Source organism: Enterobacter sp. CPE_E1241 (assembly GCF_045618265.1).
Taxonomy (GTDB): Bacteria; Pseudomonadota; Gammaproteobacteria; order Enterobacterales; family Enterobacteriaceae; genus Enterobacter; species Enterobacter adelaidei.
Genome location: NZ_JBIWYV010000001.1, coordinates 169178 through 190611 on the forward strand (window position 1 = coordinate 169178; position 21434 = coordinate 190611).

The 21434-nt window shown below is 53.9% G+C and carries 19 protein-coding genes; 4 read left to right on the top strand and 15 right to left on the bottom strand.

Going from position 1 to position 21434, the window contains the following annotated elements; genetic code table 11:
- Positions 1-7 precede the first annotated feature (7 nt).
- On the bottom strand, positions 8-1408 hold the full coding sequence (locus ACJ9Y9_RS00795; protein ID WP_028018234.1) for an MFS transporter: 1401 nt from the start codon (positions 1406-1408) through the stop codon (positions 8-10).
- Positions 1409-1631: 223 nt separating this feature from the next.
- On the opposite strand from ACJ9Y9_RS00795, the gene ACJ9Y9_RS00800 reads away from it, so the two are divergent.
- Positions 1632-2441 (top strand): AraC family transcriptional regulator, encoded by an 810-nt coding sequence (locus tag ACJ9Y9_RS00800; RefSeq protein WP_028018235.1) that lies wholly within the window; start codon positions 1632-1634, stop codon positions 2439-2441.
- On the opposite strand, the gene araD is transcribed toward ACJ9Y9_RS00800, so the two are convergent.
- The 8 genes from araD to yiaK are packed head-to-tail and all read right to left on the bottom strand — an operon-like array spanning position 2442 to position 9998.
- Complete coding sequence (araD, locus tag ACJ9Y9_RS00805) at positions 2442-3137, bottom strand: L-ribulose-5-phosphate 4-epimerase (RefSeq protein ID WP_028018236.1); 696 nt, start codon at positions 3135-3137, stop codon at positions 2442-2444.
- On the bottom strand, positions 3131-3991 hold the full coding sequence (locus tag ACJ9Y9_RS00810; protein ID WP_028018237.1) for an L-ribulose-5-phosphate 3-epimerase: 861 nt from the start codon (positions 3989-3991) through the stop codon (positions 3131-3133). Before ACJ9Y9_RS00810 ends, araD begins: the two co-directional genes overlap by 7 nt.
- Before the next feature lie 2 nt (positions 3992-3993).
- Positions 3994-4647, bottom strand: coding sequence for a 3-keto-L-gulonate-6-phosphate decarboxylase UlaD (gene ulaD / locus ACJ9Y9_RS00815; RefSeq protein WP_028018238.1), 654 nt, complete (start codon positions 4645-4647; stop codon positions 3994-3996).
- On the bottom strand, positions 4644-6149 hold the full coding sequence (locus tag ACJ9Y9_RS00820; protein ID WP_028018239.1) for an FGGY-family carbohydrate kinase: 1506 nt from the start codon (positions 6147-6149) through the stop codon (positions 4644-4646). Before ACJ9Y9_RS00820 ends, ulaD begins: the two co-directional genes overlap by 4 nt.
- Before the next feature lie 56 nt (positions 6150-6205).
- Positions 6206-7525: an MFS transporter gene (locus tag ACJ9Y9_RS00825; RefSeq protein WP_028018240.1), complete on the bottom strand. Its 1320-nt coding sequence runs from the start codon at positions 7523-7525 to the stop codon at positions 6206-6208.
- 43 nt (positions 7526-7568) lie between these two features.
- The gene (locus ACJ9Y9_RS00830) at positions 7569-8495 is read right to left on the bottom strand and encodes a DUF4862 family protein (protein WP_028018241.1); all 927 of its coding nucleotides are present in this window, start codon (positions 8493-8495) and stop codon (positions 7569-7571) included.
- A 26-nt stretch (positions 8496-8521) separates the two neighbouring features.
- Positions 8522-8989: a YhcH/YjgK/YiaL family protein gene (locus ACJ9Y9_RS00835; protein WP_028018242.1), complete on the bottom strand. Its 468-nt coding sequence runs from the start codon at positions 8987-8989 to the stop codon at positions 8522-8524.
- A gap of 10 nt (positions 8990-8999) precedes the next feature.
- Positions 9000-9998: a 3-dehydro-L-gulonate 2-dehydrogenase gene (yiaK, locus tag ACJ9Y9_RS00840; RefSeq protein ID WP_028018243.1), complete on the bottom strand. Its 999-nt coding sequence runs from the start codon at positions 9996-9998 to the stop codon at positions 9000-9002.
- 226 nt (positions 9999-10224) lie between these two features.
- On the opposite strand from yiaK, the gene yiaJ reads away from it, so the two are divergent.
- Both yiaJ and ACJ9Y9_RS00850 read left to right on the top strand, forming a co-directional pair.
- On the top strand, positions 10225-11043 hold the full coding sequence (yiaJ, locus tag ACJ9Y9_RS00845) for an IclR family transcriptional regulator YiaJ (RefSeq protein WP_021242452.1): 819 nt from the start codon (positions 10225-10227) through the stop codon (positions 11041-11043).
- A gap of 3 nt (positions 11044-11046) precedes the next feature.
- The gene (locus ACJ9Y9_RS00850) at positions 11047-11502 is read left to right on the top strand and encodes a 4Fe-4S dicluster domain-containing protein (protein WP_028018244.1); all 456 of its coding nucleotides are present in this window, start codon (positions 11047-11049) and stop codon (positions 11500-11502) included.
- 4 nt (positions 11503-11506) lie between these two features.
- Here the strand turns inward: ACJ9Y9_RS00850 and avtA are convergent, their stop codons facing one another.
- Together avtA and ACJ9Y9_RS00860 are read right to left on the bottom strand one after the other, a co-directional pair.
- A complete protein-coding gene (avtA, locus tag ACJ9Y9_RS00855) occupies positions 11507-12760 on the bottom strand; it encodes a valine--pyruvate transaminase (protein WP_028018245.1) in 1254 nt (417 codons plus the stop codon).
- A gap of 193 nt (positions 12761-12953) precedes the next feature.
- Complete coding sequence (locus ACJ9Y9_RS00860; protein ID WP_028018246.1) at positions 12954-14981, bottom strand: alpha-amylase; 2028 nt, start codon at positions 14979-14981, stop codon at positions 12954-12956.
- A gap of 314 nt (positions 14982-15295) precedes the next feature.
- Here ACJ9Y9_RS00860 and ACJ9Y9_RS00865 point away from each other — a divergent pair, with 314 nt between their 5' ends.
- Positions 15296-16120 (top strand): protein bax, encoded by an 825-nt coding sequence (locus ACJ9Y9_RS00865; RefSeq protein WP_032666887.1) that lies wholly within the window; start codon positions 15296-15298, stop codon positions 16118-16120.
- A 38-nt stretch (positions 16121-16158) separates the two neighbouring features.
- On the opposite strand, the gene xylR is transcribed toward ACJ9Y9_RS00865, so the two are convergent.
- From xylR to xylF, 4 genes are all read right to left on the bottom strand, one after another.
- The gene (gene xylR, locus ACJ9Y9_RS00870; RefSeq protein ID WP_028018248.1) at positions 16159-17337 is read right to left on the bottom strand and encodes a D-xylose utilization transcriptional activator XylR; all 1179 of its coding nucleotides are present in this window, start codon (positions 17335-17337) and stop codon (positions 16159-16161) included.
- A gap of 33 nt (positions 17338-17370) precedes the next feature.
- Positions 17371-18552, bottom strand: coding sequence for a xylose ABC transporter permease XylH (gene xylH, locus ACJ9Y9_RS00875; protein ID WP_028018249.1), 1182 nt, complete (start codon positions 18550-18552; stop codon positions 17371-17373).
- Complete coding sequence (locus ACJ9Y9_RS00880; protein ID WP_028018250.1) at positions 18530-20071, bottom strand: xylose ABC transporter ATP-binding protein; 1542 nt, start codon at positions 20069-20071, stop codon at positions 18530-18532. The genes xylH and ACJ9Y9_RS00880 overlap by 23 nt, the downstream gene beginning before the upstream one ends.
- A 72-nt stretch (positions 20072-20143) precedes the next feature.
- A complete protein-coding gene (gene xylF / locus ACJ9Y9_RS00885; protein WP_028018251.1) occupies positions 20144-21136 on the bottom strand; it encodes a D-xylose ABC transporter substrate-binding protein in 993 nt (330 codons plus the stop codon).
- Between the last annotated feature and the right edge of the window lie 298 nt (positions 21137-21434).

Here is a 21434-nt window from a genome sequence, read left to right on the forward strand (position 1 = left end):
GTTCTCCTCAGGACTGTACGTGACGCTGGCGCAGGTCGGTGGCAATGCGCGACATCATTGGATTGTTGAGTCTGCACCAGCGAATTGAGACAGCCAGCAGCAGGTGGAAAAGAGCAGGGAGTAATGTCTCCATGGCGGTGATACCTTGCAGAGATGCCGGCGTCTGGTTACCGGCACCAGGTTGATAGGCTACGGCGATAAACACCAGGCTGATGATCCCGGCGCTGGAAGCCCATGCGAGCTTGATGAAAAACAGGTTAAAGGCGAAGTTCATGCCCGACGAGCGCACGCCGTTTTTCCATTCGCCGTAGTCGTCGGCGAAGGCCATCAACGAGAAGTGCAGCGGCAGCGTAAAACCCAGGATGACGCCGTTGCTCAGGATCACAATCAGCCAGAGCGTCTGGTAATTTGGTCCGCCGGGCAGGAACCACATTCCCGCCGCGAGCACGGCCAGCACCAGGTTGGTGTAATAGTAAAGTTTGACCGTATCAAAACGGCGGGACAGCGGGTTAACGATCACCGCCCCAAGAATGGCCGCAAAGGTCACCATGGTAAAAAACAGCGAGGTGTAGGCGGTGCTGCCCTGAAGCACGTAGGTGATGAAATACATGTACCCGCTGCCGCGGATGTTAAAAACGTTGATCAGCAGGAAGGACATCACCAGCATTAACAGCAGTTGGTCGTTTTTACGCAGGCCGGCCAGGTGCTCGCGCAGAGTGAATTTACCCATCAGTGCCAGCGGGACACGCTCACGTACCCAGAAAAAGCAGCACAGGAACATCACCACGGCGACGGTGCACAGCACGCCCACGCCAAGCTGATAACCCTTCGCGGCATTACCCTGGCCTAATACGGATACCAGCCACGGCAGACCAACAGACACTAAAAATCCGGCAACGCCGCACAGCACAAAACGCCATGACTGGCAGGAGATCACCTCGTTGTGTCGGGTTGTCATGGTGTTGATCAGCGCACAGTAGGGCACGTTGATGGCGGTATAGCCTACGGATAACAGTAAATAGGTACCGAACGCCCAGGTAATTTTTACTCCCATGCTGGCTTCCGGGACGGTGAAGGTCAGTACGGCGATGATCCCAATCGGGAACGCGACCCACAGCTGCCAGGGGCGAAAACGTCCCCACCGGCTTTGCGTGCGGTCAGCAATCACGCCCATTACCGGGTCGGAGATGGCATCAAACACGCGTAATGCAATAAACAGCGTGCCAACAAGGGCGGGCGTCAGACCAAAGATATCGGTATAGAAAAAGGTGAGAAAGTTCATGATAAGACAGGTAATGACCGTGCCGCCCGCGTCACCCAGGCCGTAGCCTATTTTTTCGCGAACTGAAAGGCGGTCATCTATTGCCGGTTGTACAACGTCAGATTCTGTAATCGGTGTGGAAGTCATGAGGTAACTCCTCGGTAATCGATTTTTATCGTATTTATGCAAGTACCCCATTTATTCTGCACCGAACGACAAGGCCAACAAGGGAAGGGAAAAGTATAAAAAGATGACAATTCCGACCTGATGCTAAAAATGTGAGTTGGATCGGGAAGGGATATTAATATTTATTAATAATCAATGGATAAACTCAATTTCCATGACGATAAAAGCGGGATAGTGAATACCGATGCTTGAATTATCCATAGCGCTTCCGATTAAGGTACAAAATGGCGGGTTATTTATTTCCCGGGGAGTGGGCCGTCATCCGGCGCGAAAGCTGGCGTCGTGGGAAATTATTTTTGTCGAAAAAGGGACGTTAACGATCCTGGAGGAAAATACCCTTTTTGAGGTGAAGGCTGGAGAGAGTTTATTGCTTTGGCCGGATCGGCGGCACGTTGGTGTGGAGGCTTTCCCGGCAGAGCTCAAATTCTACTGGCTGCACTTCGAAGTGGAAAACACAGGGCAGAGCTCCCCCTCTCTGGCAATAGAACAGCATTGCAGCGTCAGGGATGCGCAATATGTCATTTCTCTGTTCCGTCAGTTTCTGAGTGAGCAGGAAAAATTACAGCGCAGTATGGCGCTGGAGCTCCTTTTACTCCTGATTTTGCAGCAAGTTTCGCTCTCTTCGGGGTATGAGGACAAAATGGATGAGGCTGGAGCCGCAATGGCGTGGAAGGCGAAACAGCTTATTCGCACACAATTTCATTTACCTCTCTCTACTTCGAAGCTCGCCAGAGAGTTGCACTGTAATGCCGATTATCTGGGGCGCGTGTTTCGTCGCACTTTTCATTTAACCCTGACGGAGGCGATACATCGCCAGCGCGTCAGGGCGGCGGAAAAGCTGTTGCTGGATGGCTCTGCATCGCTCACCGAAGTGGCAACCCGCTGCGGGTTTAATGACGTGGGCTATTTCCGGCAGATATTTACCAAACACACGGGCTTAACACCCGCCGTCTGGAAACGGCGGTACTGTAAGGAGCACATCAATTCCGGGTGACTACTGCCCGTAATAGGCATTCGCCCCGTGCTTGCGCAGATAGTGCTTATCCAGTAACTCCTGTTGCATCACCGGTAGCTGCGGTGCCAGCTGACGTGAAAACAGGCCCATACAGGCGCACTCTTCCAGCACCACCGCGTTGTGTACTGCATCGGCCGCATTTTTTCCCCAGGCGAACGGACCGTGAGAATGGACCAGCACTGCCGGAATTTGCATCGGGTTTAAGTCGCGCTCCTCGAAGGTTTTGATGATCACTTCCCCCGTCTGATATTCGTATTCCCCGGCTATTTCAGCCGTGGTCATCAGCCGTGTGCAGGGGATCGCGCCATAAAAGTAGTCGGCATGCGTGGTGCCCCAGGCTGGTAAATCCAGCCCCGCCTGCGACCAGATAGTGGCGTGGCGGGAATGCGTATGGACGATGCCGCCAATCTCAGGGTAACGGCGATACAATGCAAGATGCGTTGGCGTGTCGGAGGAGGGCTTTTTGCTGCCTTCGACTACCGCACCCGTGGCAAGATCAACCACCACCATGTCGTTTGCGGTCATCACGTCATACTCTACGCCGGAGGGTTTGATCACCATTAGCCCGCTTTCGCGATCGACCGCGCTGACGTTGCCCCAGGTAAATGTCACCAGCTGGTGGGCGGGAAGCGCCAGGTTTGCTGCCAGTACTTCAGCTTTGAGTTGTTCTAACATGTCATGCCTCCTTCCTGCATACGGGCTTCAATCCAGCGACGTGCCTGGATGATTTCCAGTACGGGCTCTTTTGCTTTTTCAGTCCACATTTCAATCAGAAACGCGCCGCGATAGTTCAGTTGGTTCAGCGTGTTAAACACGCCGACAAAATCAACGCAGCCTTCGCCAAACGGCACATCGCGGAACTGTCCCGGGCTGTTTTCAGTGACGGGTTGGGTATCTTTCAGGTGGATTGCGGCAATACGGTCAATGCCCAACGTCAGCTCTGCGGTGACATCGTTGCCCCACGCGCTCAGGTTGCCGACATCCGGGTAAACGCTAAACCACGGTGAAGCGAGCATGTTGTCCCACTTTTTCCATTTGCTGATCGAGTTCATAAAGGCGGTATCCATGATCTCCACTGCCAGCATCACCTGTGCCGCAGCGGCTTGTTCCACCGCCCACGCCAGCCCTTCTGCGAAGCGCTGCTGGGTGCCCTCGTCGTGTTCTTCGTAGTAAACGTCATAGCCAGCAAGCTGAATGGTGCGGATACCTAAATCACGCGCCAGCCTGATGGCTTTGGTCATGATTTCGCGGGCGCGCTCGCGCACGGCTTCATCGCGGCTGCCAAACGGGAAACGACGGTGGGCAGATAAGCACATGGATGGAATCGACACGCCGGTTTCCAGCATGGCTTCAACCAGCGATGCACGCTGCGTGGTGCTCCACTCAAGACGTGACAAACGTTCGTCAGTTTCATCAACCGACATTTCGACAAAATCAAACCCGCAGCTTTTCGCCAGCACCAGACGTTCCGGCCAGGTGAGATCTTTCGACAGCGCTTTTTCGTAAATACCTAACGGATGCTGACGCATGGTTACTCTCCCCAGATGTCGCGGATTTGTGAATGGAATGCCTGTGCCACCTGCGGTGGCTTTTCAGCACCAGCCAGCGCGCGGCCGGCAATAAAGGCTTTGACGTTTATCTGCTTAAACAGCGGCAGGTCGGCAGGAGTGATCCCGCCGGTAATCGAAAGCTGTAAACCGATGTCGGAGAGTGCTTTCATTTTCGCGAGATCCGCTTCGCCCCACTGCTGACCACTCGCCTGCGCGTCGCGCCCGCGGTGATAGATGGCCTGTTTCACCCCGATGTGGTGCCATGCGCGTGCATCTTCCAGCGTCCAGTTACCAAACAGCTCCATCTGGATTTCGCCGCCGCAGCGTTGAGCGACGTCATGGCCTTTTTTAACGGTCGCCAGCGGTGCCGCGCAGATGATGGTCATCCAGTTCGCGCCTGCACCGAACGCCTGTTCTGCCAGCGTTTCTCCAGCGTCGGCTACTTTCCAGTCCGCCACGATGATTTTGTCCGGGCACTGTTCACGAAGGGCACGCACGGCCTGTAAACCCTCGGTCAGACACAGAATGGTGCCCGCCTCGACGATATCAACGTGATCCGCAAGCAAAGCGACATCGCGCTGTGCGGCCTGAAGTGAGGTATGGTCGAGCGCCAGTTGAAGTAATGGACGGCTCATAGGTCGAACTCCTTAACACGGGCGTGATAGCCCTGTAGTGCGGTAATCAGTAACTGGTAGCGGTGATATTTGCGCTGGTAGGCAGCATGGGCGCGCATATCGGGTTCAATGACCCTGGTGTCGTGTCGCAGGGCACGCTGAGCGGCGTGGAAATCGGTATAGATGCCCGTACCGACAAGTGCTGCCAGCGCCGCACCGGAGCAACCGGTCTCTTCCACCTGCGGTAGTTCTATTGCCAGACCGCTGACATCTGCCAGCATTTGCATCCACACGTCTGAATGAGTGGGGCCACCCGTGACGCGCAGCGACGTCACGTGTGTAAAGCGTTCCAGCATGCGGTTCAGGTGGGTCATGTGGCTAAAGACCACGCCCTCATAAACCGCCTGCAACAGATGGGCCCGGGAGTGGAGTGCCTGCATTCCGTAAAAGCCGCTGGTCATCTCCAGACCAGCGTTGCTCCCATAGAGGAACGGCAGGAAAAACACATCGCTTTCTGCCTTCGGTAAGCTGGCAACGGCATCGTTAATCTCACTGAACGAGACGTCACCCCATTGCGCTGTCAGCCACTCCAGGTTGCCGGATGAGGTCGGGCTGGCTTCGTGCACGATGTACTGCTGCGGGTGCACATAGCGGCCATACACATAAGGAAAGGGTTCGTTATCGCGAATGCCGTTGGCGATCCCGCTGGTCACGGCCCAGGTTCCCATCACCGCGTTAAGCGTGTTGTCATCATGGAGTCCGGCGCAGATCGCGGTGGAAACCACATCAAACAGCCCGCCAACGACGGGAGTACCCGCCGCCAGACCGGTAAGCGAGGCTGCCTGAGCGGTGATTTCCCCGCAAATTTCTGCGGAGCCGACAATCGGCGGTAGTGCACCGTCAATTTCGCTGATATCAAGCCAGCGTGTGAGCTGTGGATCGTACTGAGCAGTGCTCATGTTGTAGAGATTGGACTCCGAGATATTGCTCTCTTCGCAGCCTTTTTCCCCCGTCAGACACCAGCGCAGGTAGTCGTGCGCCATCATCACGCAGCCAATCTGCTGATACCGCTGTGGTTCGTTCTCTTTAACCCAGCGCAGGAGCGAAGTCGGATGCCCGGTCCATAGCGTCTGGCGAGTATGCGGGTACAGTTTTTCGGGAATGCCGTCCTGCTGCCAGCGCTGCACAATCTCCAGTGCCCGACGGTCAGAAGAGAGCATGGCGTTTCCCAGCGGTTGATCCTGTTTATCAAGCAGAAACAGCCCTTTGCCCTGAGCCGAAATACCGACACCTTTGATCTGCTCGCCATCGACCCTGGCATTTTTGAGCAGCAGTGCGACGGTCGTGTGGCAGTGCTGCCAGAGCTGGTGCATATCCCGCTCAGCATAGCCAGGACGTGGGCTGAGAGTGGCAACCGAACGGCGCTCAATACAGACCTCTTTTCCCTGACGGGTGTATAAACCGGCTTTCAGATAAGTACCGCCACAATCGATACCCAGCCAGAAGGGCTCTTTTTCACTCATCTTTGATTCTCTTGTGTTGCTCCCTCTCCCTGTGGGAGAGGGCTGGGGTGAGGACATCAGGCCGCACGTTTATGTGGATTCACCGTGGGATTCGGCTCAGAGCCGGCATCGCATTTCGCCGGTAACAGCAGGGCCAGCAGCGAGGCCAGCGCCAGAGATACCGCCAGGCAGTAAACCCCTGCGTCTTTGCTGTACAGCGTGATAAGCACGCCAACCGCATAAGGGCCGCAGAAGCCACCGAGATTACCCAGGGCGTTAATCACGCCGCGCGCACCGCCCGCCATTTCGGCGCTAAACAGACGCGCCGGAATAGTCCAGAACACACCCGCAGCGGATTGCAGGAAGAAGCCGCAGCCCACCAGCGCGGCATAGGCCAACCAGGTGTTCTCTTTTAGCGCCACAGAAAGGAACATGCAGAGCGCGAAACCTATCAAGGGCAGGGAGACAAACAACTTGCGCTTGCCGGTACGGTCAGAAAGAGACGAGAACAGGAACATGCCCGCAATCGCGCCGATGTAAGGCAGAATGGCGAGCATCCCTACCTGGCCGATACTGGTATGCGTCAGCTCTTTCAGGATGGTTGGCAGCCAGAGGGTGTAACCATAAATTCCGGTCTGGTAGAAGAAGTTCAGGGCGATCAGCTGCCACATGGTTTTGTCGGACAGCACTGCGCTGAGCGAGGCATTTTTCACCTCTTTACCGGCAATCGCCAGCTGTTCCGCCGCCAGCGTTTTCACCAGGTAGTTTTTTTCGGCTTCCGATATCCAGCGGGCTTCTTGTGGACGGTCATACACGGTGAATGCCCAGAGCACCAGCACCACAACGGACATCAGCCCTTCAATAATGAACAGCCAGCGCCAGTCGAGCGCGGTGATGATCCAACCCGACAACGGTGCTGTGATGATCCCTGCAATGGGCACAAACATAATCACAATCGCGTTGGCGCGACCTCGCTCGGCATCCGGGAACCAGTTACTGATCATGGTGAGCACAACGGGCAGCATCCCGCCCTCCGCCACGCCGAGTAAGAATCGCAGCACCAGAAGCTGATACTGATTCGTCACGAGACCCGTGAGTACCGAGATCACCGCCCAGGCGACCAGCGACCAGCCGATAAACTTCTTACCACTACCATGAACAGCAATTTTGCCACCGGGAACCTGCAGGAACAGATAGCCGATAAAGAAGATACCGCCCGCCAGGCCAGCCATTGTGGCGGATATACCTAATTCTTCATCCATACCACCTGGCATCGCAAATGCAATATTCACTCGGTCCATATAAGAAATAATGCAGGCGATAAGAATAGGGGGGATGATTCTTAGCCAGCGCTGGCGCGGAATATCCGCATGTAGAGCTTGAGAAGTCGTGTTCATATTTAATGTCTCAGTAAATGTAACCGGAATAAGATTTTTATTTTTATTGTGTCGCTTTTTTCATGGCGCTAATGCCGTCGCGCAAAATGGCAATGCGATGGCTGACGTCAGCATTAGCATTTATTTCCAGCAATTTAATACCGGAGAATTTTAATGTTGCGGCGCTCGCCGCAGTAAAGAGTGTTTTTGCGTGTTCAGTGGTCAGTAAACTGTCGGCGCAGAATGAAGAAAATGGTGCATGGAGATCCTGCCAGTCACCGTATTCACCGGTTGCTGTTGTCCCGGAGAACATCAGCGCGCCAAGCTTTCCGGCGTTGAGTGCGGTCTGAACATGCTCAAGCGGAAGGGCGGTGTTACGACCTTCGATGGCCGAACGTGCCCAGTTGATGCAGACGCTGATATCCGTATCTTTCACCACTTCCAGTACCTGCTCCAGGGGTAAAAACCCCTTACGCGGAGCGAGTCCGGTCATAGCATCGCAGTGCTCAAGAATCAGATCGCATGACCAGTCCCAGTCTGCTATTTCACGAATGGAGCGAGAGAATGCCTCGGTGGCGTGTTCGACAGAGGCATTACCTGCCTGCGGTGCTGCCTGCATCTCCAGGGCGATCACTTTCCCGGGGTAACGGGCATTCACGGCGTCAATTTTCTGGTGCAGATGGCGATAGAATTCGACGCAGGCCTTACGCTGTTGCTCGTCGGCGGAGGCCAGACCGAACGCGCCGTTGGTACCACGGCGGCGCATGGTTTCCATCACTGCCGTCACCACGATTTGCCAGTCCCCTGGCGTATGACGGAACAGCCATTCATCACCAAACGGATGCAGGTTTTCAAGGCAAGGTTGTTCCAGCCCGCGGATGTTGGGCGTGTCGGAAAGTTCCCGCCAGAAGGTTTGTTCTTCTTGTTCACCTTTCTGGTGAAACGAAGGTGCGCAGGGGTACGCACCAATAATAAAACCGGTGTTGGTCATTTCGCATTCCTGTATTTATCAGAAAATTAATTCAATTCACTGATTGCCACTTTCACCACAATTTTACGAATTGTGGATTCTTTGCTCTTAATACAGGCAGGACGGTGGACGTCCTGCGGGAAAAATATGGCATAGCTGCCGGGTATCATTTCAATAAATGATTCGTTTTCGCTGGCGTGATAAAAAATAATATCCCGCTGTTCCAGTAATGATTCGCTTATTTTGTTAGTACCGGTATCTATAGCGATACCAATTTTCTCTTCACCCCAAGCCAGAAACTGGATATCCAGATAACGTCGGTGTACTTCCGGGCGATTCTCATGCCACGCTTTGGTGGTGAGATCGAGCACCTGGGCAAAGATGTTGCGTCCCTCAATTTCAACAACGCCCGGCTCCAGTGCCGTGAAGTCCGTGGTGCGCAGAAAATCGAGCGCCTTTTCAATCGCCTGTGGGAGACGGCACGGATTTGGCTGTGAAATATGTCCGAATATCATCGTCCACTCCTTACAGGGCCTGGATTTTCGCCCACACGCTGTCATCAACCGTGATGCCGTTACGGCGGTTCTCTTCCTGCAGGCGGGTGAATTCATGCCCCGGCAGACGGATGGCGACGTTTTCGTCTGAGCGCTCAGCGTTGGTGATGAAATCCATAATGCGCTGAAGTTTGGCATCGCGGGTTGGGCCGTCGATCAGTTTATCGACCTCAATGGCGATAAAGATCTGCGATACACCGTACTCGTCGCTGTTGTCCTGAGTGACTTCCGCCACGGAAGAACCGTTGGAAAGCAGTGTCGCGATCATATCCAGTACGATAGACAGGCCGGACCCTTTCCAGTAGCCCATTGGCAAAATGCGACGGTTTTTCTCAATGACGCCGGGTTCACGGGTGAGATTACCCTCGTCGTCAAACCCGCCATCAACCGGCAACTCGCGCCCGGCCAGGCGATTTACTTCCAGCATGCCGTAGGAGAACATCGACATCGACATGTCGACCATGGTGATTGGGTTGGAGGGAATCGCAACGATCAGTGGGTTGGTGCCGATGCAGCATTCTTTTGATCCCCACGCGGGCATCACAGCAATGGAGTTGGTCCAGCAAATTCCAATATAACCCTTCTCCGCCGCCTGCCAGCCGTAGCTGCCGCCGCGCATCCAGTGGTTTGCGTTACGCAGAGCCACCAGGCCGATCCCATGATCGGATGCCAGCTCCGTGGCGCGATCCATCATTTTCTTCGCTGTCAGGTTGCCGATGGCGCGCTGAGCATCCCACTGCTCAATGGCACCTAATGACGTTATCCGTTTTGGCAGAGCGTCAGGAATGATGTCGCCAGCGTCAAGTTGCTGAATAAAACGCGGGAAACGGTTCACGCCGTGTGAATAGACGCCGGATTCTGTAGTGCGGGCAAACATCTCCGCACAGGCATCTGCGGCGTCAGCTTTTACGCCGCGGTCGATCAGGACCCGATTAAACGCCGCTTTCAACTCTTCAAAGGTCACTTTCATCCCTGTTCTCCTGTTCATTTTAGGTGTCAGTGCGAGTGCTTTTTTATCGTTAAATTTCACTATGCGAAATCTGATTTCAAATATAACGATCAAAATTTGTCAGATCAACGACATTCATGTTTTTCAAAAATCATTAAAATCAACTGGTTGTGTTTTTTCTGTTGAGATCGTGAACTAAACCACACTTTGCGCTACCATCAGGAGCGCGATAAAAAGGAGCCATTTAATGAGCATGAAAGAGAGCGAAATGACGCAAGAAAAAGAGAGGCCAGCAGGTAGCCAGAGCTTGTTTCGCGGCCTGATGCTGATTGAGATCCTCAGCAACTATCCGAACGGGTGCCCGCTCGCGCATTTATCGGAACTGGCTGGTTTGAATAAGAGCACCGTGCACCGGTTACTCCAGGGGTTACAGTCGTGCGGGTACGTTACCCCGGCGCCTGCGGCGGGCAGTTACCGTCTGACCACCAAATTTATCGCCGTCGGGCAAAAGGCGCTGTCGTCGCTCAATATCATCCACGTGGCGGCGCCACACCTTGAAGCGCTGAATATTGCTACGGGTGAAACGGTGAACTTTTCCAGCCGGGAAGACGACCACGCGATCCTGATTTATAAACTCGAGCCGACAACCGGTATGCTGCGCACGCGTGCTTATATCGGTCAGCATATGCCGCTTTACTGCTCAGCGATGGGCAAGATCTACATGGCGTTTGGTCACCAGGACTATGTGGCGAGCTACTGGGAAAGCCATCAGGAACAGATCCAACCTTTGACCCGCAACACCATCACAGAATTGAGTGCCATGTATGATGAGCTGGCGGAAATTCGCGATCGCAGCATGGCGATGGACAAAGAAGAGAACGAGCTGGGTGTCTCCTGTATCGCCGTGCCGGTGTTTGATATTCATGGCCGCGTGCCGTATGCGATCTCCATATCGCTATCGACATCACGCATGAAGCAGGTGGGCGAGAAAAACTTGCTTAAACCACTGCGCGAAACGGCAGAGGCTATTTCAAAAGAACTGGGTTTTAACGTACGCGAGGCGTAACAGATGAACCGATTTATCATGGCGGATGCGGAAAAATGCATCGGGTGCCGCACATGCGAAGCGGCCTGTGCGGTCTCGCATCAGGATTCCGTATCCGCACATGCCTTTACACCACGCATTCGTGTGGTTAAAGGGGGGTCATATACCACGGCGGTTGGCTGTCACCAGTGCGAAGACGCACCCTGCGCCAATGTCTGCCCAACCCATGCCATTCGCCGCTCGGCGGGAGCGTGGCTCGTTGATCAGACGCGCTGCATTGGTTGCAAAAGCTGTATGCTGGCGTGCCCGTTTGGGGCGATGCAGGTTCGGCTTGAGGGGAATAAGGCACATGCGCTGAAGTGTGATTTGTGCCTGCATCGCGAAGGCGGACCGGCCTGTGTGGAGGCCTGTCCAACCCACGCGTTGCGCTGTGTTGATACCGCCAGATTACGTACGGAACGACAGCATCATCTGGTGTAAAACCTTAACCCTCTTCGCGCCAGGCTTTTTCGATTTCTTCGGCCAGAATTTTGACACCCGCTTCGATTTTTTCCGGATCGGGCACGTAGTTCATACGCATGCACTGGTGCGTATGCGGCCACGGTTTATCCAGGCCTGGGAAGAAGTAATCGCCCGGTACCATCAACACGCCGCGCTTCTTCAGGCGTTGATAGAGCAGTTCGGTGGTGATGGGTAGATCCTTAAACCACAGCCACAGGAAAATCGCCCCTTCAGGTTTGTGGATCAGGCAGCGTTCTTCCGGTAAATAGCGGCGAAGTGTCGCAATTGTCTCCTGAACACGCAGGTAATAGAACGGCTTAATCACCTCATTGGACAGACGCAGCAGGTCGTTGCGCTTAATCATTTCGCACATCATCGCCGGGCCGATACCGCCCGGTGAAAGGCTGATAATGCCGTTCATGTTGGTAATGGCGGTGATGATTTTTTCATTCGCGATGATAATCCCGCAGCGGCTACCCGGCAGGCCCAGCTTAGAGAGGCTCATGCACAGGACAATGTTCGGGTTCCACAGCGGACGTGCTTCGCTGAAGATAATGCCCGGGAACGGTACGCCATAGGCGTTATCGATCACCAGCGGAATGCCGTGCTGATTCGCCAGCGCATCCAGTTTCATCAGTTCGTCATCGGTGATCACGTTGCCCGTTGGATTCGTCGGACGCGATACGCAGATCATGCCCGTCTCTTCACCAATATGCAGGTGTTCAAAATCGACGTGATATTTGAACTGGCCTTCCGGCAACAACTCGATATTCGGGCGCGCGGAGACGAACAGATCCTCTTCCAGGCCGGAATCGGCGTAGCCGATATACTCCGGTGCCAGCGGGAACAACACCTTTTTGGTGGTGCCGTCGGCGCGACGCCCTGCGAACAGGTTAAACAAGTAGAAAAACGCGCTCTGGCTGCCGTTTGTCAGTGCAATATTCTGTGGTTCGATATCCCAGCCCAGCTCGTCACGCAGCATTTCGGCGAGGAGTGCCAGCAGTTCGGTTTTACCCTGCGGGCCGTCGTAATTGCAAAGCGCATCGGTTGCTTTGCCGCTTTCCAGCATCTGAGCGAGCAGCGTCTGGAAATAGGTATTCATCTCCGGGATTTGAGCCGGGTTTCCGCCGCCGAGCATGATTGCGCCCGGTGTGCGCAGCCCGTCGTTGAGGTCCTCCATCAGGCGAGTAATGCCTGAATGGCGGGTGAATTTGTCGCCGAAAAGTGAAAACGTCATAGCAGGTGATCTATCGAGCTTATTTTGAAAGTGGGTAACCATAACGCTAGCACCGTGCTGGTGCAAATCGGGTGGCGTGGTCGGATTTGTTGTTTTATGTGGCAGGAATGGATTTATGTAGTGAATAGTTCTGTTGATTTTTCCCTCACCGTAACCCTCTCCCGCAGGGAGAGGGTACTGGAGTGAGCCGTTCTTAATTACCTGCCCATACTACCATCACCTTATCGCCATTATGCTCGCGCACGAAGCCATATCCCTCTTTCAGCGACAGCGTGGTTTGTTTGCCTTCACCAATCGCCGGATGGCGTGCGCGGAACTGACCCAGCGTTTGCCAGTGGGCGACGGTTAAGGACTGTTTGCCCGTGACGTCCTGCCAGTTCATATCCGAACGGGTACCTTGTAACGGGTCTGAACCTGTTGGCCCAAATGGACGTTCAGATTCATCTCCGTAATAGATTTGTACACTACCCGGTGCTAACAAGAGCAGTTCAGCTGCGCGTTGACCCCCTTCACGGAACAGGCGCGTGTCATGCGAAGAGAGATAGCTCAGGACGTTGAAACTTTGCAGTTTTTCCGCCATCTGCTGCCAGGTGAGGTCGATATCCGCCAGACAGTTCACCGCTTTTGCCGCCTGCTCCTGATAATCAAAGTTAATCATCCCATCGAAACCGTGGCGGTAATAATCACTCTGCATGACGCCGTGGCCCCAGGATTCCCCGGTCATCCAGAATGGTGCATTGTCGAGCTTTTTGTCCGGGTGAGCACCTTTCCAGGCCGCCAGCGCCTGGCTGGCCTGGTCTTTCAGCTGTTGCCAGGCCGCAAGCTCAACGTGTTTGGCCGTATCAACCCGGAAACCATCAATACCGTAGTCACGCACCCACTGGCTGAGCCAGTGGGTCAGGTAATCACGCGGGGTATACCCGGGGATGGCTTTCGCATGGGTATCAGGCTTGTGTTGATAGAAGTTTGGCAACCCGGAAGGTGTGGTGGATTCCGTTTTCAGGTCGGGTAAAAATGCCAGCGACATGGTTAAATCATCAAAGCCGGGGTTGTCGTAATCACCGATATCAGTGCGGATCCACTTTTTCCCCCACCATTTATCCCATGCGGCTTTGTCGCTAAAGTTGATGTAGTCGTTAAAGCTGTGCCAGCTTTGGCCTGCGCCCGGCTTCCAGTCCGTCCAGCGTTCTCCCAACGTCTTTTTCAGCTCATCACCCTGCAGATACAAGGCGCCAAACTGATACTCCTGCATGTCCGCAAGCGTCGCGTAACCCGTGTGGTTCATGACGATATCGAACAGGATACGAATGCCACGTTTATGCGCTTCATCGACCAGATGACGTAAATCATCTTCGGTGCCCATGTTAGCGTCGAGCTTCGTCCAGTCCTGAGTGTAATAGCCATGATAGGCGTAGTGTGGGAAATCACCTTTGGTGCCACCGCCGACCCAGCCGTGGATCTGCTCCAGCGGCGAGCTAATCCACAGCGCGTTCACCCCCAGCTGTTGTAAATAGTCGAGCTTGCTGGCGAGCCCCTTGAGATCTCCACCGTGGAAGGTACCAATCTCCTGCATTCCGTCTTTGTGACGGCCATAGCTGTTGTCGTTGCTCGGGTCACCATTCACAAAACGGTCGGTCAGCACAAAATAGACAGTGGCGTTCTGCCAGCTAAACGGCGCAGGCTTGTCGGTTTCGGCGCGCTCAAGCAGCAGCAGGCCGTTGCTGTTGGCGGCCGGTTGCAGAGTGATTTTTCCATTCTGCACCGTCACCGTCTGCTTACTGTAGTAGTCGCGTACGACGGAGCCTTCCGGGAAGGTATGGCTGACGTCCAGCGTCAGCGGTTTACCGTCCCACTTCGGGCACTGGTGGATAACGTTGGTAACCGGCTGTTCTGCGGCACTCCGGATGGTCAGCATCAGGGTGGGTGTGCCGGATCGGGTATCAATCCGCATCTGGTATTCACCGTCGCGGAAAAGACGCCACTGCGGCGGCGTGCCGTTACAGGGTTTGAGCGACAGCATCTCGTTGAGTTTTATCGCATCTGTTGGCTGCCAGCACGTCTTGTCAAAACTTAGTGTAAGAGGACGCGTACCCTTCGCGAGCTTTGTCTGGCTGGTGAAAATCCCGGTGCCTTCGGTGTTAAATGCAGTAAACCCCGGTGATGACCAGCCTGCATGTGCCAGTGCGGGTAACATCAGAAAGGCTATTGCGGTGCGTTTCATTCCATTTTCCTGTCGCGGCATTTTTGACCAGTGTGCCACCAGGCTGAGGGTAAAAACTCATCCCTTATCGCTTTCTGCCAGGAGGACGCGAGAGGATGAGTGATCTCGCGCAAAATTAAGCAGTTATCTGCGATACCGCACACATTTTTTCGGGAATGGTGTTTTTGTGAGCAAGTTTTAGATGACATAGTTTCGGAATTGGACTATTTCTATACGTGCTCTTGAAGTCTATTTTTGATATGATTTGAGATTCCGCTCTCAAATTTGTGAAAAAAATAAGGTGTTAGGATGATTACATCCGACCAGGAGACCTAATGATATCGACTCCCATTCGACGATATGGGGCTGCGATACTCATGTTACTCACCACGGCATTTTCGGGTGAGGTGCTTGCGAAGACGCACACGGATACAACGAGTAAGAAAGCCCACGTTATAAAGACGACAAGTAGTAAGGTTAGCAGTAAACAAGAGTATTCTCGCAATAGTGCAAAGAGTAGTTCACTTCCTGATTTGCGAAAATACCCTTCCGGAACACCAAGGAAAAAAGCGTTTCTCCGGACGGTAATGCCTTACATCACGAGTCAAAATGCCGCGATTACTGCGGATCGTAACTGGCTGATTTCCAAACAGTACGATAGCCGCTGGTCGCCGTCAGAACGCGCGCGTCTGAAAGATATCACGAAGCGCTACAAGCTGAGCTGGAACGGTAACACACGTCGTGTGCCGTGGAATTCTCTGCTGGAGCGTGTGGATATCATCCCGAATAGCATGGTTGCGACCATGGCGGCAGCCGAAAGCGGCTGGGGCACGTCAAAGCTGGCGCGTAGCAACAACAACCTTTTCGGCATGAAATGTGTGAAAGGTCGTTGTAACAATGCGCCTGGTAAGGTGAAAGGCTATTCGCAGTTTGAATCCGTGAAGGATTCCGTGAGTGCCTACGTGGTGAATCTGAACACGCATCCGGCCTATTCATCGTTCCGTAAATCACGCGCACAGCTGCGTAAAGCGGATCAGGAAGTGACGGCCACCACGATGATCCACAAGCTGAAAGGTTATTCGACGAAGGGACAGAGCTATAACAACTATCTGTTCGCCATGTACCAGGATAACCAGCGCTTAATCGCCGCCCATATGTAATCTCAAAAAAACGCCTTCCACTGGAAGGCGTTTTTTTTCTATATCAGCACCTCACTGTAGCGATCCCGGTACTCTTTTGGCGTGGTGTCGTACTCTTTGCGAAACACCGAATAGAAATATTGCAGAGATGGGTAGCCGCACATCTGCGAGATTTCGTTAATCGACAGTGACGTGGAGATGAGCAAGCTGCGCGCTTTCTCCAGCTTTTCAGCATGGATGACGGCATGAATGGTTTCGCCCACTTCTTCTTTGAAGCGTTTCTCCAGATTCGAACGCGAAATACCCACCGAATCCAGCACCTGATCGACCTTAATTCCCTTGCAGGCGTGGTTGCGAATAAAGTGCATGGCCTGAATGACGGCCGGGTCGCTTAAGGAGCGATAGTCGGTTGAGCGACGTTCAACGACGCGGACAGGAGGCACAAGCAACCGCTGAAGCGACAGGGATTCTTTATCCAGCAGACGATGCAGCAGCTTCGCTGCCTGATAACCCATCTGACGCGTCCCTTGTGCAACGGAGGAGAGCGCCACGCGAGACAGATAGCGGGTGAGTTCTTCGTTATCAATGCCAATCACGCACAGTTTTTCCGGTACCGGGATGTGCAAATGTTCGCATACCTGCAAAACGTGGCGTGCGCGGGCGTCCGTGACGGCAATAATCCCGGTTTGCGGTGGCAGCGTTTGCAGCCAGTCAGCCAGACGGTTTTGCGCGTGCTGCCAGTTTTCAGGGGCGGTTTCCAGCCCCTGATACACTACGCCACGGTACTTCTCCTGCGCGACCAACTGGCAAAACGCGTGTTCACGCTCAACGGCCCAGCGCTTGCCGCTGGTGGCGGGTAAGCCATAAAACGCGAAGCGATGGACGCCTTTCTCTTTTAAATGGAGAAAGGCTGCCTCCACCAGGGCATGGTTATCGGTGGCAATATAGTGAACCGGCGGATAGTGTTCGGGGGAATGGTAAGAGCCGCCGACGCCCACAATCGGGACGTCGACGTCTGTCAGCAGTTGCTCAATGACGGGATCGTCATAGTCGGCGATAACGCCATCACCCAGCCAGTCTTTGATGTTCTCCAGACGGGTACGAAAATCTTCCTCAATAAAGATATCCCATTCGGATTGCGACGCCTGCAAATATTCACCAACCCCTTCAACAACCTGACGGTCATAGGCTTTATTGGCATTGAATAACAACGTAATGCGGTGACGCTTTTCGAACATGGCTCTCTTCCCAATTAAGTCATCATACTGTTATCAGGCCCGTCGTTTGGTAGCCGAGTCCATCCAGACGGCGAGTAAAAGAATGGCCCCCTTGACGATATACTGCCAAAACGTCGGGACGTCCATCATACTCATCCCGTTATCCAACGACGCCATGATAAATGCCCCCATGACCGCGCCCGCCACGCTACCGATACCACCCGCGAGGCTGGTACCACCAATTACGCAGGCGGCGATGGCATCCAGCTCGGCGATGTTACCGGCGGAGGGAGAACCCGCCCCCAGACGTGAGCTGAGGATCAACCCGGCGATAGCCACCATCAGACCGTTAATGGCGAACACCGCGAGTTTGGTACGCTCGACATTGATCCCGGAGAGGCGAGCGGCCTCCAGATTGCCGCCGATGGCGTAAATGCGGCGGCCAAACGCGGTGCGCGTGGCCATAAACATGCCACCCAGCAGTAACAGTGCCAGCAGCAATACAGGAGTCGGGACGCCACGGTAGTCGTTCAGAAGCCAGATTGCGCCTAGCACAATAACCGCCGTAAGGGCCTGACGCCCCGCCACGGACGTTGATGCAGGAGAAGCCAGCCCCAGCGCCTGACGGCGCATGCGCCCACGCCACTGCCACGCGACAAACGCCAGCAAACCTACCACGCCAATCGTAAAGCCCACGCTATCGGAGAGGTAACTCTGACCAATCTGCGACATCGCCGCGCTGGTGGGGGAGACGGTGGTGCCGTTGGTAATGCCGATTAAGATCCCGCGGAAGGCCAGCATCCCTGCCAGAGTGACAATGAACGACGGGACTTTACGGTAGGCAACCCACCAGCCGTTCCAGGCACCGAGTACAAGTCCCAGCACCAGCGTCACCGCAACGGTCAACGGCAGCGGCCAGCCAAGCCAGACGTCAAAAATGGCCGCCACGCCACCGAGTAAACCCATCATCGAACCGACTGACAGGTCGATCTCCGCTGAGATAATCACGAACACCATGCCCACAGCCAGAATGCCGGTGATGGCCGTCTGACGCAGCAGGTTAGAGACGTTACGCGCACTTAAGTACGAGCCATCGGTCATCCAGGTAAAGAACAGCATGATGACGATAATCGCCGCGATCATCACGAAAACTTGCAGATTCAGCGCTTTTAGCCCCGCAAATGATCCGGGCGTCGGAACCGCGACTTTGATATCAGACGGATTGCTTTTCGACATGACGTTCGCTCCTTAAAGCGGCTTCCATCACCTGCTCCTGCGTCAGGTTCTGGTTAATCAGGTTGGCTTTCAGTTTTCCCTCGTGCATTACCAGCACGCGGTCACTCAGACCGAGCACTTCGGGTAATTCAGACGAGATGACAATGACGGCAATCCCTTGCTGTACAAGCTGATTAATCAGTTTGTAGATTTCATATTTGGCGCCGATATCAATCCCGCGCGTTGGCTCATCAAGGATTAATATGCGTGGATTGAGAAGCAGGCAGCGCGCCAGAATCGCCTTCTGCTGATTGCCCCCACTCAGACGGCCAATGGCCAGTTCCGGAGAGGATGTTTTTACCTTCAGTCGGGCGAGCGACTGAAGAATACACTGCTGCTCAGCGGCATCATCCAGGCTGCTCAGGGTGCCGGAGAACTGATCAAGAGCTGCAAGGGTGATGTTTTTACCCACAGCCATGACCGGTACGATGCCGTCTTTTTTGCGGTCTTCCGGCACCATGGCAATGCCGCGGGCAATCGCCTGTTGGCAGTTGTCGATTTTCACCGGCTGACCGTCGATATATATCGTGCCCTCCCAGCGCCCCGGCCACACGCCAAACAGACACTGTACGGCTTCGGTGCGCCCGGCGCCGACTAACCCGGCAATACCGAGAATTTCGCCGCTGTGCAGAGAAAACGAGACGTTATTTACACGCTTGATGTGGCGGTTAACGGGATGCCACGCGGTCAGGTTTTCCACGCGCAACACTTCATCGCCGGTTGCATGAGGTTCATTCGGGTAGAGCGCCGTCAGCTCGCGGCCTACCATCATGGTGATGATGTCATCTTCACTCATGCCTGCGGCTTCGCGCGTGCCGATGTGTTGCCCGTCGCGGATCACGCAGATGGTGTCAGAAATGGCTTTGACCTCATTCAGCTTGTGCGAAATGTAGATGCAGGCGATGCCGTGGTTTTGCAGATCGCGGATGATATTGAGCAGTACCGCGGTTTCCTGTTCGGTGAGCGACGCCGTTGGTTCATCAAGGATCAGCAGCCTGACCTGTTTATTAAGCGCTTTCGCAATTTCGACCAGCTGCTGCTGCCCCAGACCAAGATCGCCCACGCGGGTATCCGGTGAAATGCTGAGACTCACCTGCGCCAGCAGCTTTTCACAGCGCAGCGTCATGGTGTCGTAGTCCAGCACGCCGTGGCGGGAAATCTCAGCCCCAAGGAAAATGTTCTCCAGCACGGTGAGATGCTTCACCAGTGCCAGCTCCTGGTGGATGATGGCGATGCCTTTACGTTCGGTATCGCGAATGTGTGTCGCCTGGATGACTTCACCGGCAAAGACGATTTCGCCTTCGTAGCTACCGTACGGGTAGATCCCGCACAGCACTTTCATCAATGTTGATTTGCCCGAACCGTTTTCACCACACAGCGAAACCACTTCGCCGGGGTTCAGCCGGAGACTGACGTTGTCGACGGCTTTCACCGTACCGAAGCGCTTAGTGATGCTTTTCATTTCAAGTAAATAAGACATAACTGCTCCACGTAACCCGAGGGAAGAACAGTACAACGTGATGCGCCCCTGCAGAGCAGGGGCTGCGTAAGGTTACAGTTCGCTCTTCTTGTGGAAACCGTCTTTAATGACAGTGGCGTCAATGTTCTCTTTATTGACTTCAATCGGTGTGAGCAGGCGAGCCGGAACATCCTTCAGCCCGTTATTCAGCGTTGCGTCTGCTTTAGGCTGCTTACCATTACCCAGCTCTACGGCGATTTCCGCAGCCGTATTGGCAAGCTGGGTAATGGGTTTGTAGACCGTCATGGTTTGGGTGCCTGCGATAATGCGTTTTACACCGGCCAGATCGGCATCCTGACCCGATATCGCGACTTTACCGGCCAGCCCCTGGGCGCTCAGTGCCTGGATAGCACCGCCTGCGGTGGCATCGTTGGAGGCCACAACCGCATCAATTTTGTTATTGTTGGCAGTGAGTGCGTTTTCCATAATTTTCAGCGCGTTTTCTGGTAGCCAGCCGTCGGCCCATTGATCGCCAACCACTTTAATTTTTCCGTCGTCGATGTAAGGTTTAAGGACTTTCATTTGCCCTTCGCGGAACAGTTTGGCGTTGTTATCCACCGGAGAACCGCCCATCAGGAAATAATTACCCTGAGGCACCTTGTCGATCAGGCTTTGCGCTTGTAATTCACCGACTTTTTCATTGTCGAACGAAATATAATAATCAATGTCCGCATTATTAATCATACGGTCATAGGCCAGGACTTTTATGCCTTCTTGTTTAGCTTCTTTCACCACGTTACTTAATACCTGGCCGTTATAGGGGATAATGACCAGGACATCGACGCCACGGTTGATCATATTCTCAATTTGCGACATTTGCGTTTCTTCATTGCCGTTAGCCGACTGAACAAACACGCTTGCGCCGAGTGATTCTGCTTTTTTAACAAAAATATCGCGATCTTTTTGCCAGCGCTCCAGACGCAGATCGTCAATCGCCATACCGATTTTCACCTCCTTCGCATGTCCGGCAAAGCTTGCCAGGAGGAGAGTTGTGCATAGAGTAAGGGTCAGGTTCTTTATCTTCATAATTATTAGGCCTTTTTGTAGGGGTATGTGTTGCTGAGATAAAAGAAACATTCACTACTGAGACGCAGCAAATTCTTAACGGGGAAAGGCGGGCTGGCAATTACAGATTTTTATCTTCTCATTATGATATTTGGTTTATTTCTGAATTTATGACCGCGATCGGATTTTAAAATACGTAACGTCTTAATTGCATTTGATTCTGGAATGCACACCGAAAAATAGTTTGCTTGCACATTATTTTGCGAGCCAGTGCACAGTTGTGCATTCTCTCAATAGCAGTGTGAAATAACGTAATTGA

Coding starts and splice junctions, on each gene's coding strand:
- ACJ9Y9_RS00795 (WP_028018234.1), bottom strand. CDS start 1,408: ATGACTTCCACACCGATTACAGAATCTGACGTTGTACAACCGGCAATA.
- ACJ9Y9_RS00800 (WP_028018235.1), top strand. CDS start 1,632: ATGCTTGAATTATCCATAGCGCTTCCGATTAAGGTACAAAATGGCGGG.
- araD (WP_028018236.1), bottom strand. CDS start 3,137: ATGTTAGAACAACTCAAAGCTGAAGTACTGGCAGCAAACCTGGCGCTT.
- ACJ9Y9_RS00810 (WP_028018237.1), bottom strand. CDS start 3,991: ATGCGTCAGCATCCGTTAGGTATTTACGAAAAAGCGCTGTCGAAAGAT.
- ulaD (WP_028018238.1), bottom strand. CDS start 4,647: ATGAGCCGTCCATTACTTCAACTGGCGCTCGACCATACCTCACTTCAG.
- ACJ9Y9_RS00820 (WP_028018239.1), bottom strand. CDS start 6,149: ATGAGTGAAAAAGAGCCCTTCTGGCTGGGTATCGATTGTGGCGGTACT.
- ACJ9Y9_RS00825 (WP_028018240.1), bottom strand. CDS start 7,525: ATGAACACGACTTCTCAAGCTCTACATGCGGATATTCCGCGCCAGCGC.
- ACJ9Y9_RS00830 (WP_028018241.1), bottom strand. CDS start 8,495: ATGACCAACACCGGTTTTATTATTGGTGCGTACCCCTGCGCACCTTCG.
- ACJ9Y9_RS00835 (WP_028018242.1), bottom strand. CDS start 8,989: ATGATATTCGGACATATTTCACAGCCAAATCCGTGCCGTCTCCCACAG.
- yiaK (WP_028018243.1), bottom strand. CDS start 9,998: ATGAAAGTGACCTTTGAAGAGTTGAAAGCGGCGTTTAATCGGGTCCTG.
- yiaJ (WP_021242452.1), top strand. CDS start 10,225: ATGAGCATGAAAGAGAGCGAAATGACGCAAGAAAAAGAGAGGCCAGCA.
- ACJ9Y9_RS00850 (WP_028018244.1), top strand. CDS start 11,047: ATGAACCGATTTATCATGGCGGATGCGGAAAAATGCATCGGGTGCCGC.
- avtA (WP_028018245.1), bottom strand. CDS start 12,760: ATGACGTTTTCACTTTTCGGCGACAAATTCACCCGCCATTCAGGCATT.
- ACJ9Y9_RS00860 (WP_028018246.1), bottom strand. CDS start 14,981: ATGAAACGCACCGCAATAGCCTTTCTGATGTTACCCGCACTGGCACAT.
- ACJ9Y9_RS00865 (WP_032666887.1), top strand. CDS start 15,296: ATGATATCGACTCCCATTCGACGATATGGGGCTGCGATACTCATGTTA.
- xylR (WP_028018248.1), bottom strand. CDS start 17,337: ATGTTCGAAAAGCGTCACCGCATTACGTTGTTATTCAATGCCAATAAA.
- xylH (WP_028018249.1), bottom strand. CDS start 18,552: ATGTCGAAAAGCAATCCGTCTGATATCAAAGTCGCGGTTCCGACGCCC.
- ACJ9Y9_RS00880 (WP_028018250.1), bottom strand. CDS start 20,071: ATGTCTTATTTACTTGAAATGAAAAGCATCACTAAGCGCTTCGGTACG.
- xylF (WP_028018251.1), bottom strand. CDS start 21,136: ATGAAGATAAAGAACCTGACCCTTACTCTATGCACAACTCTCCTCCTG.